Origin of the sequence: Actinomadura physcomitrii (assembly GCF_008923205.2) — a bacterium.
GTDB classification, from domain to species: Bacteria; Actinomycetota; Actinomycetes; order Streptosporangiales; family Streptosporangiaceae; genus Spirillospora; species Spirillospora physcomitrii.
This window is the reverse complement of sequence record NZ_WBMS02000011.1, coordinates 1-18151: the sequence shown is the minus strand read 5'-3', so window position 1 is coordinate 18151 and position 18151 is coordinate 1. Positions and strand designations below refer to the sequence as shown.

The window sequence follows — 18151 nt, the reverse complement described above, 5'->3', positions numbered from 1 at the left end:
CATGCGATGCTGAGCCAAGCAAGCATTCGGTCAGCGGATGCGCTCCGGACTCTCCGCGGACCCCCGGCAGGAGGCACTTCAGCATGCGCGAGCACGATCGGCTGTTCATCGGCGGCGAGTGGACGGCACCGGCCGGCACCGGCACCATCGACGTCATCTCCCCGCACACCGAGGAGGTCATCGGCCGGGTGCCGGACGGCACCGAGGCCGACATGGACGCGGCGGTCGCCGCCGCCCGGCGGGCGTTCGACGAGGGCCCGTGGCCGCGGATGACGCCGGCCGAGCGCGCCGAGAAGGTCGGCAGGCTGTCGGCGATCTACGCCGAGCGGCAGCAGCAGATGGCCGACCTCGTCACCGCCGAGATGGGCTCGCCGATCCTGTTCTCGGTGTTCGGGCAGGCCGCGATCCCGCAGATGGTGCTGCAGTACTACGTCGACCTCGCCGGCACCTACGCGTGGGAGGACGAGCGGCCCGGCATGCTCGGCCCCGTCACCGTCACCCGCGAGCCGGTCGGCGTCGTCGCCGCGATCGTGCCGTGGAACGTGCCGCAGTTCACGTTGATGCTCAAGCTCGCGCCCGCGCTGATCGCCGGCTGCACCGTCGTCGCCAAGCCGTCCCCCGAGACGCCGCTCGACAGCTACCTGCTGGCCGAGTGGATCAAGGAGGCGGGCATCCCGGACGGTGTCGTCAACATCGTCCCGGCGGGCCGCGAGGTCGGCGCCTACCTCGTCGCGCACCCTGGCGTCGACAAGGTCTCCTTCACCGGCTCCACCGCCGCCGGACGCAAGATCGGCGCGGTGTGCGGGGAGCAGCTCAAGCGGGTCACCCTGGAGCTCGGCGGCAAGTCCGCCGCGATCGTGCTCGACGACGCCGACCTCGCCTCCACCATCGAGGGCTTCAAGATGGCCTCGCTGATGAACAACGGCGAGGCGTGCGCCGCGCAGACCCGGATCCTCGCGTCCCGCCGCCGCTACGACGAGGTCGCCGACGCGCTGGCGACCATGGTCGGCGGCCTCACCGTCGGCGACCCGGCCGACTACTCCAGCGAGATCGGCCCGCTGGTCGCCAGGCGCCAGCAGGAGCGCGTGGAGAACTACATCCGGATCGGCCAGGACGAGGGCGCCAAGATCATCACCGGCGGGCTGAACCGGCCGCACGACCGCGGCTGGTACGTCGCCCCGACCGTGTTCGGCGACGTCCGCAACGACATGCGGATCGCCCGCGAGGAGATCTTCGGCCCGGTGCTCGTCCTGATCCCCTACGAGGACGAGGAGGACGCCGTCCGGATCGCCAACGACAGCGACTACGGCCTCGGCGGCTCCGTCTGGACCGGCGACGTCGACCACGGCGTCGAGGTCGCCCGCCGCATCCGCACCGGCAGCTGCGGCGTCAACCTCTACAGCCTCGACCCCAACACCCCGTTCGGCGGCTTCAAGAACAGCGGCCTCGGCCGCGAGCTCGGCCCCGAGGGCCTGCACGCCTACCTGGAGCACAAGTCCATCCCGCGTCCGTCCTGACGCTCCCCCCGAACCCGCGTGCCGTCCCGTGAGCGCCTGCACGGGACGGCACGCGACGTCTCCGCCCCATCCACCGATCGGCTGATGCGGCGGATCAGCCGGGGCGTGGCCGGTCGGCCGATGCCCCGGCGAGGGCAGCTCCGCGAGCCTTGAGGTCGTAGCGAGACGACCTGAGGAGCACGCGTTGGCGATCATCGAGGTGAACGGCCTCAGCAAACGGTACGGCGGCCGCACCGCCCTGGACGGGGTGTCGTTCTCCGTCGAGGAGGGCGAGATCTTCGGCATCCTCGGCCCGAACGGGGCCGGGAAGACCACGGCGGTGGAGTGCCTGGAGGGACTGCGCCGCCCCGACTCCGGCACGGTCCGCGTCCTCGGGCTGGACCCGCAGGCCGACGGGCGGGAACTGCACCAGCGGATCGGCGTGCAGCTCCAGCAGACCGGCCTGCCCGGGTCGATCAGGGTCCGGGAGGCGCTCGAACTGTACGCCTCGTTCTACGACTCCCCCCGCGACCCCGGCGAGCTGCTCGCCCAGTGGGACCTGGAGGACAAGCGGGACGCCCGGGTCCGCAAGCTGTCCGGCGGGCAGGCCCAGCGGCTGTACATCGCGCTCGCGCTCGTCGGCGCGCCCCGCGTCGCGTTCCTCGACGAGCTGACCACCGGCCTGGACCCGCAGGCCCGCCGCTCCACCTGGGAGCTGATCCGCCGGATCCGCGACGAGGGCGTCACCGTCGTGCTGATCAGCCACTTCATGGACGAGGCGGAGGAGCTGTGCGACCGGCTCGCCGTGTTCGACTCCGGCCGGATCGTCGCCACCGGCTCCCCGGGAGGCCTCATCGAGCAGGCCACCGGGGGCGGCGGCCGGATGCGCTTCCGCCCCGTCGGCGAGCTGGACCTCGCGCTGCTGGCCGGCGTGCCCGGCGTCACCGACGTCCGGCGGTCCGGGACGCACGTGACCGTCAGCGGACGCGGCGACTTCGCCACCGCCGTCACCTCCGTCCTCGCCCGCAACCACATCGTGGTCGCCGATCTGCGCATCGACCAGAGCACCCTCGACGACGCCTACCTCGCCCTGACCGGCGGGGCCCCCGCCCGCGACTGAAGGAGCCGCAGACATGTTCGGCAAGATCCTGGCCATCGAGTTCCGGCTGCGGATGCGCGAGGTGCTCACCCCCGCGTTCGCCGTCGCCCTCCCCCTCGCGCTGCTGTTCGGCTTCGGGCTGATGCCCGACGCCACGAAGCCGGCCAAGGACCTCGGCGGGGAGAGCCTCGCCGAGTACATGGCGGTCCTCGGCACCGGGATCGCGTTCGCGATCCTCAGCCTGATGATGCTGCCCGGCGTGCTGTCGGACTACCGCGAGCGCGGCGTGCTGCGCCGGATGCGCGCCACCCCCGTCCGGCCGTCCGCCCTGCTCACCGCCCAGCTGGTCATCAACGCGGGCGCCGGGGCGGTGACCGCCGCGATCATGATCGGGGTCGGCGCCGCCGCCTTCGGCACCCCCGCTCCGCGCGGCTTCGGATGGTTCCTGCTCGCCGCCGCGCTGTGCCTGTGGGAGCTCCTCGCGATCGGCTCGCTGATCACCGCCGTCTCCCCGAACGCGCGGGCCGGCAACGCGATCGGGTCGGTACTGTTCTTCCCCAGCATGTTCTTCGCGGGCGTCTACTTCCCCTACGACAAGATGCCGCACACGCTGCAGCGGATCTGCGACTGCACCCCGCTCGGCGCCGGCATCAGAACGATGCGGGACGCCTGGCTGGGCCATGCGCCCCACCCGTACCAGCTGGTGATAATGGCGGGGTACGCGGTGGTCGCGACCGCGGCCGCCGCCCGGCTCTTCCGGTGGGAGTGACGTGCCAGACCCGCAGTACGGCCTCGAGGCCTGGGAGCGCCGGGAGAAGATCGCCCTGAGGGTCGTCCCGTACGTCTCGCTCGGCCTGGCGACGGCGCTGGGGCTGCTCGTGGACCACGGGTCGCCCGGCCGGATCGCGCTCCAGCTCGGGCTGAGCGGGGCGGCGATCGCCCTGGTGACCTGGGTGGCCGTCCTGCATCAGGACTGGATGGAGCGGCCCCGCGTCGCGGGCGCCTACTTCGTCGTCCTGCTCACCCTGATCGGCGCGCTGATCTCGATGAACGGGATGTACGGGTTCACGGTCATGACCGGGTACATGCACGCGTTCTGGCTGGGGCGCCGCTGGCGGGCCGTCGCCGTGATCGCCTGCGCCGCGCTCGGCGCCGCGGCGCAGATGGGCGGGCTCGGCAGCATCGGCCGCGGGACGCTGCTCGTCTACCTCCTCGTCTTCGGGGTGAACGTGCTGCTGGCGGGCGGGATCACGCTGTTCGCCTGGCGGTTGAGCGAGGAGGCCGACCGGCGCAGGGACGTCATCGCCGAGCTCGCCGACGCCAACGCGAAGCTGGAGGCGGCGCTGGAGGAGAACGCCGGCCTGCACGCCCAGCTCCTCGCGCAGGCCCGCGAGGCGGGCGTGCACGACGAGCGGCAGCGGATGGCCGGCGAGATCCACGACACCATCGCGCAGGGCCTGGCCGGCGTCGTCACCCAGTTGCAGGCAGCCCGGCAGGCCCGCGAACGCGAACGCGACTGGGAACGGCACCTCGACGTCGCGCAGCAGCTGGCGCGCGACAGCCTCGCCGAGGCCCGGCGGTCCGTGCAGGCGCTGCGGCCGCAGTCGCTGGAGGAGTCCGCGCTGCCGGAGGCGCTCGCCGAGGTCGCCGGCCGCTGGACCGCCCTGCACGGCGTTCCCGCCGAGGTCAGGACCACCGGTACCGTACGGATCATGCACCCGGAGGTCGAGGGCACGCTGTTGCGCACCGCGCAGGAGGCGCTGGCGAACGTCGCCAAGCACGCCGGCGCGTCCCGCGTCGCGCTGACCCTGTCGTACATGGGCGACCTGATCACCCTGGACGTCCGCGACGACGGCACCGGGTTCGCGCCCGACCGCGTCAGGCCGTCCGCGGGCGGCGGATACGGCCTCACCGCGATGCGCCGCCGGGTCGCCCGCGTCGCCGGGACGCTGGAGATCGAGTCCGAGCCGGGCGCCGGCACCGCGATCTCCGCGAGCGTCCCCGCCGTCCCGATGGGCGACGCCGGATGACCGGCGACACGATCACCCTGCTCATCGCCGACGACCATCCGGTGGTGCGCGACGGGCTGCGCGGCATGTTCACCGGGGAGCCCGGCTTCGAGGTGCTCGCCGAGGCCGCCGACGGCGCCGAGGCGGTGCGGCTGGCCGAGTCCCTCCGCCCCGACGTCGTCCTGATGGACCTGCGGATGCCCGGCACCGACGGCGTCACCGCCATCACCCGGATGGCGGAACGCGGACTGCCCGCCCGCATCCTCGTCCTGACCACCTACGACACCGACAGCGACGTGCTGCCCGCGATCGAGGCGGGCGCCACCGGGTACCTGCTGAAGGACGCCCTCCAGGACGAGCTGTTCCGCGCGGTCCGCGCGGCGGCGCGCGGCGAGTCCGTGCTGTCGCCGTCGGTGGCGGCGCGGTTGATGGACCGGATGCGCACCGCCGCCGCCCGTCCCGCCGGCCCGCGCGGCGACGAGCCGCTCAGCCCCCGCGAGCTGGAGGTCCTCGGCCTGGTCGCGCGCGGCAGCACCAACCGGGAGGCCGCCGCCCGGCTGTTCATCAGCGAGGCCACCGTCAAGACCCACCTGCTGCACATCTACGGCAAGCTCGGCGTGAACGACCGCGCCGCCGCGGTCGCCGCCGCCTTCAACCGGGGCCTGCTCCAACCGGGCGCCTCCTCCTGACCACCTCATCGGCCCACGCCCCGGCCCCGCGTTCCAGCCCTCGGGCCCGCTGCGTCCGTGCCCTGGCGCGGCGCGCGGAATTCGGGTCGCTGTGAATGCGTCATCGCCGTGCGTGCTCCGTCCGCGGTTCCGGGGCCCCGTTTCGGCGGGCCGTCGCGCCGCCGATTCCACCTTGGGCGCCGAGGGGCCGTACCGTAGTGCGCCGTGTCCACCGCCTCCGAGAACCCGGCCGCCAGCCTCGACGACGTGCTGGTCGGCGAGGCCGTGCTGGGCGTGTACCGGCAGATGTTCGCGGCGCTGGCGCGCGACAGCGGCGCCGTGGTGGACGACCCCGAGCTGGTGGACGTCGCCGAGACGCTGCTCGCCGCGTTCGCCGACGCGGGCGAGGACGGGCTGAGCCGGGAGCAGATGCGGTACGTGTGCCGCCGGTACCCGTCGGAGGTGTTCGAGAACCGGCTGCGGGTGCTGAAGGGGCTCGGCGCCGTCCGGGAGGTGTTCCCCAAGCCGAACCAGCTGCGCTACCGGGCGTCGTTCACCAGCGTGGTCGGGCTGATGTTCGTCCGGCGGATGATGCTGGACGGCGGGCAGAGCGAGATGCACCGGCTCCTCGCGCTCGAGCAGCTGAACGTCGCCGACCCGCGGATGACGCCCGAGCAGGCGCGGGCGGGCGCGGAGGGCCTGGCCCGCGCGTTCCGGCTGTGGAGCGTCGAGCTCGTCACCCTCACCAACGGGACGATCGAGGAGCTGCGGGAGCAGGCGCCGAAGCTGTGGGGCACCGAGGAGATCCTGCTGCGCGCCGAGCGGCTGCACGGGGCGATCCTGCGGCGGTGGCCGCAGCTCGACCGCACCTGCACGGACCTGCGCGCCGCCATCTACGCCTACGGCGACGCGTCGCGCCGCGCGGCCGCGCGGCTGACCGACTCCGCGGGCACGACCCGCAACCTCACCCTCCTTCCGCCCGAGACGTGGCGCACCTTCGCGCGCACCGCCGGCCGGGAGGAGCTGGCGGCGGTCCTCGACGGCTTCGTGTTCGACGCGGCCGCGCCGTGGCACGAGCCGTCCGCCGTCGTGACCGCCGTGGAGGACGGGCCGCGCGCGACCCCGCCCCGGCCCGCTCCGCCGCGGCCGTCCGTCCCGGACACGGGCCTGTCGGACGACACCGGCTCCGACGCCACGGCGATGGAACGGCTGCGCGCCATGGCGGAGGAGGTCCTGCGCGGGCGCGACCGGGTCGCCGTGCACGAGGTCCTCGCGCAGGACTGGGTGACCGCCCGCCGGACCCTGGCCGACCTGTCGTCCGCTCATCTGCACCCCGAGCTGCCGTACCGGCTCGTCTGGTCGGACGGCCTGGACGTCCGCCCGGACGGCGCGCCCACCTGGGTGACGCCCGGATGGTTCGAGAGGACGTGACCGTGGACCCGCAGGTACTCGCGCGGGCCCGCGCCCGCGTGCTCGGCGCCCCGTCGGTCGCCGCGGCCGATCCGGTGCCGGCGGGCACGGCCGCGGCCGCGGACGGCGACCGGGTGTGGCTGCTGCCGGTGTGGCCGGACGGCGCCACGCCCGCGCTCCTGGAGGAGTACCAGACCGCGCCCATGCCGCTGGACCGCGCGGGCCAGGCGCGCCGCGTCCTCGCCGCCGCGCTGCGCTGCTGCTGGACCCGCCTGGACGACGCCCCGTGGCCGGGTACGCCGTCCACGGTCGCGGCCGTCCTGGACGTGTACGCGGGCATGTCCCGGGGGGACGCGGACCTGGCGCGCCGCTGGGCCACCGGCGAGCTGCGCCGGCTGGCCGACACCGGGTGGCTCCTCCTCGACGAGGGCTCCGGCGGGCAGGGCGGCACGGTCCGTCCGGGCCCCCGGATCTCTCTGTGGGCCGAGCACACGCTGTCGTCCCTGCGCTCGCTGTTGCACCGCCTCCCCGAGCCTCCGCGCCCAGCCCCGGAGACTCACGCCCAGGATCCCCTTGAGGCACCCCCGGCAGTCCCGCCGCCCCGCCCTGCCGAACCGGCCGAACCGGCCGGCACCGGAGCGAGCGTGGACGAAGCGGCGGCTGGGGAGCCTCCGCGGTCGGGGGGTGAACGTGCGCCATCCGTACCTCCTGTGGTGTTCAGGTCACCTTCCGTGAACGAGCCTGCCGCGGCCCCGGCACCACCGGCGGAAAAATCTTCAACTGTGGATAACCCGGTGCAGGCGGGTCCCGGCGAGGCTCGGCCGGGCTCCGGAGACGACCCCTCCGGGAGCGGCGGTGAGTGAGCTGTTCGAGGGGCTGCTGCGCGGTTATGACGAGCGGCGGCGGGCGGAGCTCGTCGCGGCGTACATGGCGGTGGAGCATGCGGCGGAGCCGGTGCCGGAGGTGCGGTTCCCGGCGCTGCGGGAGCCGGCGCTGCGGCGCACGGTCGAGGAGATGCTGGCGCTGAGCGGCCGGACGCTGGTCCGGTCGGAGCAGACGTCGTGGATCTCGGGCTACCGGGACGACGTCGCGGCGGAGCTGGCGAAGGACGAGGAGTGCGTGCCGCCCGTCCAGGAGCGGGCCGTGCTGGCGCTGGTGCTGATCCATTCGGTGGCGATCCCGCGGGCGGCGGGGCTGCTGGAGGACGACTCGTGGCTGTCGCCGTACCCGACGCCGGCGGAGGAGCTGAGGCGGCGCACGCAGCTGCCCGTCGGGGAGCTGGACGCGGCGCTGCGGCGGCTGCGGCTGGCGGGGCTGGTGTCGCAGGTCAAGGCGGGCGCGGACGACTCCGGCGGGTTCGTGCCGGGGCCGCAGTTCCACCGGCTGACGCCGGCGGCGCGCCGCCGGCTGCAGGAGGAGCTGATCCTCGCCGCGGGGCCGGACTCGCCGCTGGCGGCGGCGATCCGGGCGCGGCGGCGGGGGCGGGAACGCGAGCAGGGGGAGAGCGAATGACGGCCGTGCTGGAGCCGCTGGTGCCGGGGCCCGTCCGGGACGCGGTGAACCTCGTCGGCGACCGGACGCTGGTGGCGGTGCAGGCGGTGAACATCTCGCGGCTGTCGACGCATCCGGTGCCGACGGTGCCGGGGACGCTGATCGTGGTGGCGGGGCAGGGCCCGAAGGACTCCAACGGGGCGGGCAAGTCGTCGTTCATCGCGGCGATCACGGCGCTGCTGGGCGACGAGCAGTGGCGGTTCGCGTCCGGCGCGCGGGCGGTGGCGGAGCTGCTGTTCAACGCGGAGCTGGCGGCGCAGGGCGACAGCCGGTGGGCGAGCGCCGACCACGGGTACATCGTGGGCGTCTTCGACTACGCCGAGCCCGTCGAGGCCGAAGGCGAGCCCGAGGCCGATGGCGAGAATAAGACCGAGGACGAGACCGCGCTGACGGTGTGGCTGCGGGTGAACGCGGACGCGCCGCACCTGGAGATCCGCTGGCAGGAGGGCGTGTACCTGGCGTCGGCGCCGTCGGAGGCGGGGCGGGTGGCGCTCGCGGACCGGCTGTGGGCGAGCCTGCCGCGCAGCGCGGGCCGCCGCGACCTGGTGGCGAAGGACCTGGGCCGCGTCCTGTACGGCGGGCAGGTGCGGTGCGTGTCGTTCCTGTCGACGTCGGTGCGGTCGAAGGTCGCGACGAACCTGCTGTCGCAGCCGCTGAACGAGATCAGCCCGGAGCGGATCTTCAGCGCGATCGCGGCGCTGACAGGCCTGGACCGGGAGCTGGAGGCGGAGCGCAAGTCGCGGGCGGAGGAGCACCGCGAGCGGGCGAAGGCGGCGGAGGCGGCGGACCGGCTCGCGGAGTGGGAGCGGGAGGCGGCGTCGCTGCTGAAGACGTTCGACCGGCGCGACCGCGCGCGCGAGGAGGTGGCGGCGGCGCTGCGGCACTGGCGGACGCGGCAGGCGCGGCTGCTGGCGGACGCGGCGCAGGCCGACGCGGCGCACGCCGCCGAGCAGGAGGGGCTGCGCGCCGAGGCCGCGGAGCTGGCGGCCGCGGCGAAGGCGGCGGAGCGGGAGATCGAGCAGCTCACCGGCGGTGCGCTGGACGCGCGGCTCGGCGAGGCGGGCGCGGCGCTGGCGGAGCTGAAGGGGCAGGCCGACCAGCTCGGCGCGGACAAGGCGGTCGCCCGCAACCGGCTGGAGGAGCTGCGCCGGCAGGTGTCGGCGCTGGAGGAGCGGCGGCGGGAGGCCGACGGGCGCGACGGCGCCGCCGCGAAGGCGGAGCTTGCGGACGCGGAGGCGCGCCGGGACGAGGCGCAGCAGGAGTTCGGGATGGCGCGCGGCGCGCTCGCGCGGGCGGAGCGGTCGCTGGCGGAGGCGGAGGCGGGCGAGAGCAGCGCGCCCGCGCAGATCAGGGCGCTGGCCGCGGCCGGGATCGCGGCGGTGGGGCTGCTGGACGCGGTGGAACTGGCGGAGGACGTGCGGGATCGCTGGGAGGCGGCGCTGTGGCCGTACCGGGAGGCGGTGGTGGTCGGGACGTCCGAGCTGGACGCGGCCGCGGACGCGCTGAAGGGGCTGCCCGGTTCGATGATCGTCCCGGCGGACGGGGAGCTGGACCCGGGCGGTGCGCCGGTGCCGGGGCATCCGGAGGGCGTCCGGTGCGCGCTGCCGCTGACGCGCTTCTTCGGCGCCTTCGACGGCGACGGGAGGGGCGTCGTCATCGTCGGCGGCTTCCCCGAGCCGGTGACGGGCCGGGTGGCGCGGGTGCAGGCGGCGCGGGCCGCGCTGGAGGCGGCGAAGGAGGCGCTGGAGAACGCCCGGCAGGCCACGTCCGACGCGGCCGCGGACGTGGCGCGGGCGGGACGGCGGCTCGCGGGGGCGCGCGCGGCGGACGAGCTGGACGCCGTCCAGGAGCGGATGGCCGAGCTGCGGGCGCGGCTGGAGGAGCTGGCGAGCAGCGAGTCGAAGCTGGGGCCGCGCCTCGGATCGGCGGAGCAGGCCGTGCGGCGGCTCCAGGCGAAGGCGGACACGCGCGCGCTGGAGGTGGACCGGCTGCGCGGCCGCAAGGAGGCGCACGATCGGGACCGCGACCGGGTGCGGCGCAAGGCGGCGGAGCTGGCCGACAAGCGCGCGGCGCTCGGCATCGAGGAACTGGAGAAGGAGTGGGGCGGGTCTAGGGACGGTGCGGCCGAGTGGCTGTCCGGCCTCGACGACGACGAGCGGACGTGGACGCCGGCCGAGTGGTGGCACACCGCCGAGAAGCACCTGTCGGAGGCGCTGCGGCGGGTGTTCCCCGACGGGCCGTCCGATGAGGACATGCCGGAGGAGACGCGGTTCCTGCTGCGGGAGCGCGCCGAGGGCGAGGGCCGCCGCACCGACCGGGAGCAGGCGACGTTCCTGCGGCTGGCGAAGTCGCTGGAGGGCTATCTGCGGCGCCAGGAGGACTACGAGAAGCACCAGCGGCGGCAGATCGAGGTACAGCTGTCGGGACGCCGCGCCGACCTGGAGAAGGCGCGCAAGGGCGCGATGGAGGCGGCGGGTGCCGCGGAGGCGCACCGGACCGCGCTGACGGCGGCGATCCGGGCGCGCCTGCAGCGGGTCTCGGAGGAGTTCGAGAAGCTCGACCTCGCCTACGGCGGCTATGGCGCGACGCTGGAGTTCCCTACGCCGGAGCAGCCGGGCGACCCGGAGCAGGAGTGGCGCTGGCGGGTGACGCCGAAGTGGCGGCGCTCCGACGGGCAGCGCTACGTCCCGTACAACCGGCGGGCGAACACCGCGCTGATGGACGAGAAGGCGGTCAAGCTGGTGTGCGCGGCGGCGCTGGCCAGTTCCGGTGGCGGGCGGCTCTGCCTGGTGCTGGACGAGCTGGGCCGCAACCTCGGCAAGGAGCACCGCAAGGAGGCCGTCGCGCTGTTCCGCAAGATCGGCGAGACGCACGGCATCACGGTGATCGGCGCGCTGCAGGACGACATGGAGCCGTACGCGATCGACGCCTGCGGGCAGTACGTGAAGCTGCGCCGCTCGTCGGACACGATGCCGTACAACGAGCCGCCGGTCGTGGTGGGCTACGACGAGCACGAGCCGCGGGTCCGGAAGCTGGCGGAGGCCATCACCCGCGCCCGGGGCGAAGTCACCGGCGCACCGGCCGAGGCCGCCGGCGCGTCGGCGGAGGCCAGCGGCGAAGCGCCGTAAATCATGTGAAAGCCGGGCGGCGGATCCGGCAGGCTGCGCGGCATGCGCGCTGACGAGCTGCTGACCGAAGTCGAACCGCTGCCGTTCGCGGAGCGCTGCCGCCGGCTGGCGGACCTGCGCGGGCGGGCCGGCGCGCCGGAGCTCGCGGAACTGCTCGGCAAGCTGGCGGACCGCGGCCACTACGAGCGGTCGCTGGGCCTGTTCATCGCGTCGGCCGTGCGGGACGAGGCGTCGCTCGCGCACATCGCCCGCGCCATGCGGGACACCGACGCCGAGCTGGCGTGCTGGGCGATCCGGCTGGCGGTCCGGCACGGGACCGGCCCGGAGCCGTTCCTCGCCGGGCTCGATGACGCGCCCGCGGCGATCCGGGCGCAGATCTACGAGGCCGTCCGCAAGTGGCGGCGCACGGACCTGGCGGACGCGCTCGCCGGACCGGTCGCGGACCGATGGGGCGTGGAGGAGGCCGCCGCGCTGCTGCCGGCCTGCGGTGCCGAGGTAGTGGCGGAGCGGATCGACGCGGCTGAACGCGCCGTCCCGAACTGGGCGTCGCTCGGCCGCGCGCACCCCGGCGTCATGCTGGACCACGCGGAGCGGCGGCTCGCTCCCCCGGGCACCCGCGCCGAGCGCGTCGAGCGGGTCGTGGCGAAGGACGCGTCAGCCGTCGCGATCCCGGCCGTACTGGCCGCGATCGCCCGCGAGCGCACCGACCTGCTGCACCTTGTCCTCGGCGGGACGACACCGCCGGGACGGTTCCAGCGTCCGGACGTCACCTACGTCCCGCACATGACGGCGGCATGGATGCGCCGGTGGACGTCCCGGCAGCGCGAGGCCTACCTCCGCCTGCTGGCCCGGGTCGCGGGCGACGAGCAGCAGCCGGGCGACGAACGGGCGCGCGCGATCCGGACCATCGGCACGGTCCCCGGCGTGGACGCGGCGCGGCTGCGCCCCTACCTCGACTCGGGCGACGACCGGATCCTCCGCACGGCGCTGACCGCGATCGCGTGGACGGCGTCGCCGCAGGCCGTCCTGCCCGACCTGCTCGCGCACGCCGCCACGGACCACGCGCACGTCGCGATGTACGCGTCGACCCGTGCGGCCCGCTTCGTCAAGCCCTCGGAGCTGGCGGCGCTGCCCGTCCCGGCGCTCCGCGAAGGCAAGATCACCGCACGCAAGGAGGCGCTGCGGATCCTGCTGCACAACCGGGTGCCCGACGCCCTGGACCTGATCGCCGCCGCCTGGGACGACCCCGGCCAGCACCGCGACGTCCGCGCCGCGATCGCCTCCGCGCTCCGCCCGTACCTGGCCGAGCCGGTGGCGCGGCGGATCCTGACCGAGGCCGCCGGCGGCCCGCGCGACCTGGCTCGGCAGGTGCTCGGCACGCCGCCGCTGGCCGTCGAGGAGCGGTTCCGCGGCTTCTACGCCTCGCTGGTCATGCGGGTGGCGCGCTCCGGCGACACCGAGGCGCGCGACGCCGCGCTGCCGAACGTGCCGCAGTGGGCGCAGTGGGCGCCGGACGCCCCGGCGATGCTCGCCGGCCTCGTCACCGGCCTCGGCGCGTCCCCGAGCTGGCGGCCCGCGCTCGAGGCGCTGGTCGGCTGCGCCGTGGCCGGTTTCGGCGCCGCGGAGCTCGGTGCGGCGGCGGCCGAGCTGACCGCCGCGCCGGACGAGCCGAGCGCCGGCGCCGAGCGGGACCTGCCCGCGTTCCAGCGCCTGTCGGCGCTCGTCGACGCGGTGCGCGACGCCGCGAAGCGCGACCGCGACACCGCCGAGCGCGCCATCGCCGCCCTCGACGGCTGCCTCCCCCGCGACCTCGCCTGCGAGCTGGCCGCCGCGACGCTCCGCTGGGACGCGCCCGGGACCGCCACCGCACTGGACGCCCTCGCGGACCGCTGCACCGGCGGCGTCCTCGCGACCCAGCGGGTCGCCGAGGCCCTTGTCGCGTGGGCGGACGAGAGATGGCTCCGGTTCGCGAAGTACGCGCGCCTCCCCGCCGGCACGCCGGACCCCGAGACGGTCCTCCCCCACGCGGAACGCCTCGCGGCCCGCGGCGACCTCGCCGGCGGGCTGTTCGCCGCGGCGCTCGCCGGCGGCCACGCGCCCCGGGCCGGCTGGTCCGAGCCGTGGCGCGCCCTGCTGCGCGCACTGCGCGCCCACCCGGTTCCGGACGTGGCGTACACCGCCCGCCGCATCCACACCGCCGACGAGTGACCGCCACACGGCCGGCGCATGGCGGGCCGTCCGAGCGGCGGCCCGCCATGCCGTGATCAGTCGGTCTTGCGGAGCCGGTCGGCGCCCTCCGCCAGTTCCTTCGCGGCGCGCCTGCCCGAGCCGGACACGGCGGCGTCCAGCTCGTGCGCCAGCTCCTCCAGCTCGGCACCGCCCGCCATGAGCGCGGTCAGCTCCTCGCGGCTGATCTCCTCCTTGGTGCGGTACCCGATCGGGCGGCCCCGGTTGAGGATCAGGAAGCGGTCGCCGACCGGGTAGGCGTGGTGCGGGTTGTGGGTGATGAAGATGACCGCGAGGCCGCGCTCGCGCGCCTGCACGATGTAGCGCAGCACGGTCCCGGCCTGCTTCACGCCGAGCGCGGCCGTCGGCTCGTCCAGGACGAGGGCCTTCGCGCCGAAGTACACGGCGCGGGCGATCGCCACGCACTGCCGCTCGCCGCCCGACAGCGTGCCGATCGGCTGGTCGACGTCGCGCAGGTCGATGCCCATCGCCGCCATCTCGGCCTTGGTGGTGCGGCGCATGAACCCGATGTCCATGCGGCCGAACGCCTTGCGCCTCTCCGAGCCGAGGAAGAAGTTCCGCCAGACCGGCATCAGCGGGACGACCGCGAGGTCCTGGTAGACGGTCGCGATGCCGCGGTCGAGGGCCTCGCGCGGCGAGGAGAACGCCACCGGCTCGCCCTGCACCTCGTAGGTGCCGAGGTCGTGCCGGTGCAGCCCGGCGACGATCTTGATGAGGGTGGACTTGCCGGCGCCGTTGTCGCCGAGCACGCAGGTCACCTCGCCGGCGGACGCCTCCAGGTCGACGTCCCGCAGCGCGATGACGTTGCCGTAGTTCTTGCCGACGCCGGCCAGCCTGACCAGCGGCGCGCCCTTCGGGTCCGTCATGTCGACCGCTCCACTCTGCGCCGCACGACCAGGTTCACCACGGTGGCGATGAGCAGCATCGCGCCGAGGAAGAACCGGAACCAGTCCGGGTTCCACTCGGCGTACACGATGCCCTTGTTCACCATGCCGAAGATGAACGCGCCGATCGCCGCGCCGATCGCCGACCCGTAGCCGCCGGTCAGCAGGCAGCCGCCGATGACCGCGCAGATGATGTAGTTGAACTCGTTGCCGACGCCCTCGCCCGACTGGACGGTGGCGAACGCGAACACCAGGTGCATCCCGGAGAACCAGCCGCAGAACGCCACGCCCATGAACAGGCCGATCTTCGTGCGGGCGACCGGGACGCCGACCGCGCGGGCGCTGCCGGCCGCGCCGCCCACCGCGAAGATCCAGTTCCCGGCGCGGGTGCGCAGCAGGATCTAGGTCGCGATCGCGACGAACAGCAGCCACCAGAACACGGTGATCTTGACGTTGACGCCGCCGAGGTCGACGTCGGACGCGAACACCTTGCGGGCGCTGTCGAACCCGTCCATGTCCCGGACGGAGTCGGACGCGACGTTCCCGGTGACCGCCTTCGTCACGCCGAGGTTCGCGCCGGCCAGCATGAAGAACGTGGCGAGCGTGACGATGAAGCTCGGCAGGCCCGTCTTGATGTAGAGCAGGCCGTTCAGCGCCCCGATCGCCAGCGTCACGACGAGCGAGATGGCGACGCCGACCCACAGGTTCAGCGTCAGCTGGTAGCTGGCCAGCGCCGCGACGAGCGCCGCCGTCGTCACCAGCACCCCGGCGGACAGGTCGAACTCGCCGCCGATCATCAGCAGCGACACCCCGACCGCCATGATCCCGAACGTCGAGCTCGCGTACAGCACCGTCGAGAACGAGTCGGCCTGCAGGAACGCGTCGGCGACCAGCGAGAAGAACACGAACACCGCGACCGCGCCGAGCAGCGCGCCGAACTCGGGCCGGCGCAGCAGCCGCCGCAGCGGCGACTCCCGCGCCAGCCGCTCGTCCGGCACGGCCGCGGGCGGGCCGGCGACCGCCTGCGTCACCGCGTCCCCCGGACGGCGAAGCCCTCCAGCGAGGCGGCGTTGTCCTTGGTGACGATCGCGGGACCGGTCAGCACCGGGCGCCCGCCGCCGAGCACGTTGCCGTTGGTCCGGTAGAGCCACAGCTCGTCGACGGCCTCGTATCCCTGCAGGTAGGGCTGCTGGTCGACGGCGAACTGGATGTCACCGGACTTGATCGAGGCGATCAGGTCCTTGTTCAGGTCGAACGTGGCGACCTTGGCCTTGCTGCCCGTCTCCTTGACCGAGTCGACGGCGGTCGCGGCGAACGGGGCGCCGAGCGTCAGGATCCCGTCGATGTCCTTGTCCGACTGGAGCTTCGCGGTGATCGACGACTTCACCTGCGGCATGTCGCTGCCCTGCACGTACAGGTTCTGCAGCTGCCCGGAGAAGGTCTTCTTCGCGCCGGCGCAGCGGCTCTCCAGGCCGACGTTGCCCTGCTCGTGCACCACGCACAGCGCCTTCTTCACGCCGATCTTCGCCAGCTCCGTGCCGGCCGCCTCGCCCGCGATCGACTCGTCCTGCCCGAAGTGCGCGAGCGCGCCGAGCTTCGCCGAGTCCTCCGCGCCGGAGTTGATCGACACGACCGGGATCTTCGCCGCCGTGGCGCGGGCCAGCACATCCTTCATCGCGTCGGGCTTGGCGAGGGTGACGATGATGCCGTCGACCTTCTGGTCGATCGCGGTCTGGACGAGCTGCGCCTGCTTGCCCCCGTCGGGGTCGGCCGAGTACAGGAACTGGACGTTGTCCTTGGCGGCGGCCGCCTTCGCCCCCTTCTGGACGATGTCCCAGAAGGTGTCGCCGGGCGCCGAGTGGGTGACCATCGCGATCTTCAGCCGGGGACCGGCGCCGCCGGTCGCCTTCTCCTCGCCCTTCTTGCCGCCGGAGCTGCTGCACGCGCCGAGCGCCAGCAGCCCCGCCGCGGCCAGCACCGCGAGCCTTCTGACGGGTGCGCGGCCCTTGGCCGACGTTCGCGCGAACACGCCTTTCATATGGACGCTCTCCGATTTCTCCCCCGAGAAAGTGAGCCGGGACGAAGAGTTGATCACAGATGGCGGCGGCGCGACCAGACCTCCTTCTCATACCGGCCGCGCGCCTCGCGGGTGGAGTCGAGCGCGGACACCTCGGCGACCGGGACGTCCCACCACGCCTCGCTGCCGGGAGCGTCGGCCAGGGGGTCGGTCTCGATGTGCACGACGGTCGTCCGGTCGCTCCCGCGGGCGCGGCGCAGTGCCTCGCGCAGCTCCTTCACGCCGGACGCGCGGAGCACGTCGGCGCCGAGGCTGGCGGCGTTGGCGGCGAGGTCGACGGGGAGCGGGTCGCCGTCGAGCCCGGTGCCGGTGCGGGCGCGGTAGCGGGTGCCGAACCGCTGCGCGCCGACCGACTCCGACAGGTTCCCGATCGAGGCGTACCCGTGGTTCTGGACGAGGACGACGACCAGCTTCACGCCCTCGGCGACGGCGGTGGCGAGCTCCTGCGCCATCATCAGGTACGAGCCGTCGCCGACCATGACGAACACCTCGCGGGACGGGTCGGCCATCTTCACGCCGAGCCCGCCGGCGATCTCGTAGCCCATGCAGGAGTAGCCGTACTCGACGTGGTAGCCCTTCGGGTCGCTCGCCCGCCACAGCTTGTGCAGGTCGCCCGGCATCGAGCCCGCCGCGCACACGACCACGTCGCGGGGGCCGCTCACCTCGTTGACGGCGCCGATGACCTCCGACTGGGCGGGCAGCGGACGGTCCCGCACGGCGTACGCCTCGTCCACCACCGCGTTCCAGCGGGTCATGAGCGCGGTGGCCTCGTGCTTGTAGGCGGCCGGAACGGCGTAACCGTCGAGGGCGGCGTTCAGGCCGCGGATGCCTTCGCGGGCGTCCGCCACGACCATGGTGCCCGCGAGCTTGGCGGCGTCGAACCGCGCCACGTTGATGTTGACGAACCGCACGTCCGGGTTGGCGAACGCGCTATAGGACGCGGTGGTGAAGTCGCTGTAGCGGGTGCCGACGCCGATGACGACGTCGGCTTCCCGCGCCAGGGCGTTCGCGGCGGTCGTGCCGGTGGCGCCTATGGCACCGACCGACCGTTCGTGGTCCCAGGGAAGCGCGCCCTTGCCCGCCTGTGTCTCCGCGACGGGGATGCCGGTCCGTTCGGCGAACGCGCGCAGGTCGTCGGTGGCGCCGGAGTAGATGACGCCGCCGCCCGCCACGATGAGCGGACGTTCGGCCTTCTGCAGGATCGCGCACGCCTCGTCCAGCGCGGCCGGTTCCGGAAGCGCGCGCGGGATGCGCCAGACGCGCCGCGCGAACAGCTCGTCCGGCCAGTCGTACGCCTCGGCCTGGACGTCCTGGGGCAGCGCCAAGGTGACGGCGCCGGTCTCAGCGGGATCGGTGAGCACCCGCATCGCCGCCATGAGCGCGCTGGGGAGTTGCTCGGGACGGTTGATGCGGTCCCAGTACTTCGACACCGGCTTGAAGCAGTCGTTCACCGACACGTCGTAGGAGCGGGCGTCTTCGAGCTCCTGCAGCACCGGATTGGCCGGGCGCGTCGCGAAGACGTCCCCCGGCAGCAGCAGCACCGGCAGCCGGTTGACGGTCGCCAGAGCCGCGCCCGTGACCA

13 protein-coding genes and 1 pseudogene are annotated in these 18151 nt (G+C 74.2%); 10 read left to right on the top strand and 4 right to left on the bottom strand.

All coding sequences use genetic code 11. The features are described 5' to 3' along the window. The first annotated feature begins 83 nt into the window (after window positions 1-83). The 10 genes from F8568_RS15710 (at window position 84) to F8568_RS15665 (ending at window position 13569) form a co-directional block, all read left to right on the top strand. The gene (locus F8568_RS15710; RefSeq protein ID WP_151594293.1) at window positions 84-1517 is read left to right on the top strand and encodes an aldehyde dehydrogenase; all 1434 of its coding nucleotides are present in this window, start codon (window positions 84-86) and stop codon (window positions 1515-1517) included. A gap of 184 nt (window positions 1518-1701) precedes the next feature. After that, a complete protein-coding gene (locus F8568_RS15705; protein WP_151594292.1) occupies window positions 1702-2616 on the top strand; it encodes an ABC transporter ATP-binding protein in 915 nt (304 codons plus the stop codon). A gap of 13 nt (window positions 2617-2629) precedes the next feature. Beyond that, on the top strand, window positions 2630-3364 hold the full coding sequence (locus F8568_RS15700; protein ID WP_151594291.1) for an ABC transporter permease: 735 nt from the start codon (window positions 2630-2632) through the stop codon (window positions 3362-3364). A 1-nt stretch (window position 3365) separates the two neighbouring features. After that, window positions 3366-4625 carry a sensor histidine kinase gene (locus tag F8568_RS15695; protein WP_151594290.1) on the top strand — a complete coding sequence of 420 codons (1260 nt, stop codon included), beginning with the start codon at window positions 3366-3368 and terminating at the stop codon, window positions 4623-4625. Then, the gene (locus F8568_RS15690) at window positions 4622-5293 is read left to right on the top strand and encodes a response regulator (RefSeq protein WP_151594289.1); all 672 of its coding nucleotides are present in this window, start codon (window positions 4622-4624) and stop codon (window positions 5291-5293) included. Before F8568_RS15695 ends, F8568_RS15690 begins: the two co-directional genes overlap by 4 nt. Before the next feature lie 204 nt (window positions 5294-5497). Then, window positions 5498-6703: a hypothetical protein gene (locus F8568_RS15685; RefSeq protein WP_151594288.1), complete on the top strand. Its 1206-nt coding sequence runs from the start codon at window positions 5498-5500 to the stop codon at window positions 6701-6703. A 2-nt stretch (window positions 6704-6705) separates the two neighbouring features. After that, window positions 6706-7545 carry a hypothetical protein gene (locus F8568_RS48145; protein ID WP_236008799.1) on the top strand — a complete coding sequence of 280 codons (840 nt, stop codon included), beginning with the start codon at window positions 6706-6708 and terminating at the stop codon, window positions 7543-7545. Then, the gene (locus F8568_RS15675) at window positions 7538-8194 is read left to right on the top strand and encodes a DprA-like winged helix domain-containing protein (protein ID WP_151594287.1); all 657 of its coding nucleotides are present in this window, start codon (window positions 7538-7540) and stop codon (window positions 8192-8194) included. Before F8568_RS48145 ends, F8568_RS15675 begins: the two co-directional genes overlap by 8 nt. Continuing rightward, window positions 8191-11361 (top strand): coiled-coil domain-containing protein, encoded by a 3171-nt coding sequence (locus F8568_RS15670; RefSeq protein WP_202125008.1) that lies wholly within the window; start codon window positions 8191-8193, stop codon window positions 11359-11361. The genes F8568_RS15675 and F8568_RS15670 overlap by 4 nt, the downstream gene beginning before the upstream one ends. A 42-nt stretch (window positions 11362-11403) precedes the next feature. Next, entirely contained in the window at window positions 11404-13569 is a 2166-nt protein-coding gene (locus tag F8568_RS15665; RefSeq protein WP_151594286.1) for a hypothetical protein, read from the top strand. Between the two features lie 56 nt (window positions 13570-13625). Here F8568_RS15665 and F8568_RS15660 read toward each other — a convergent pair whose 3' ends face one another. The 4 genes and pseudogenes from F8568_RS15660 to iolD all read right to left on the bottom strand — a co-directional run. Next, entirely contained in the window at window positions 13626-14474 is an 849-nt protein-coding gene (locus tag F8568_RS15660) for an ATP-binding cassette domain-containing protein (RefSeq protein WP_151594285.1), read from the bottom strand. Beyond that, window positions 14471-15289 (bottom strand): annotated as a pseudogene (locus F8568_RS15655) (ABC transporter permease). Before F8568_RS15655 ends, F8568_RS15660 begins: the two are co-directional and overlap by 4 nt. A gap of 230 nt (window positions 15290-15519) precedes the next feature. Continuing rightward, the gene (locus F8568_RS15650; protein WP_328600900.1) at window positions 15520-16521 is read right to left on the bottom strand and encodes a sugar ABC transporter substrate-binding protein; all 1002 of its coding nucleotides are present in this window, start codon (window positions 16519-16521) and stop codon (window positions 15520-15522) included. 62 nt (window positions 16522-16583) lie between these two features. Beyond that, the coding region (gene iolD, locus F8568_RS15645) for a 3D-(3,5/4)-trihydroxycyclohexane-1,2-dione acylhydrolase (decyclizing) (RefSeq protein WP_151594283.1) at window positions 16584-18151 on the bottom strand (1568 nt) is incomplete at its 5' end.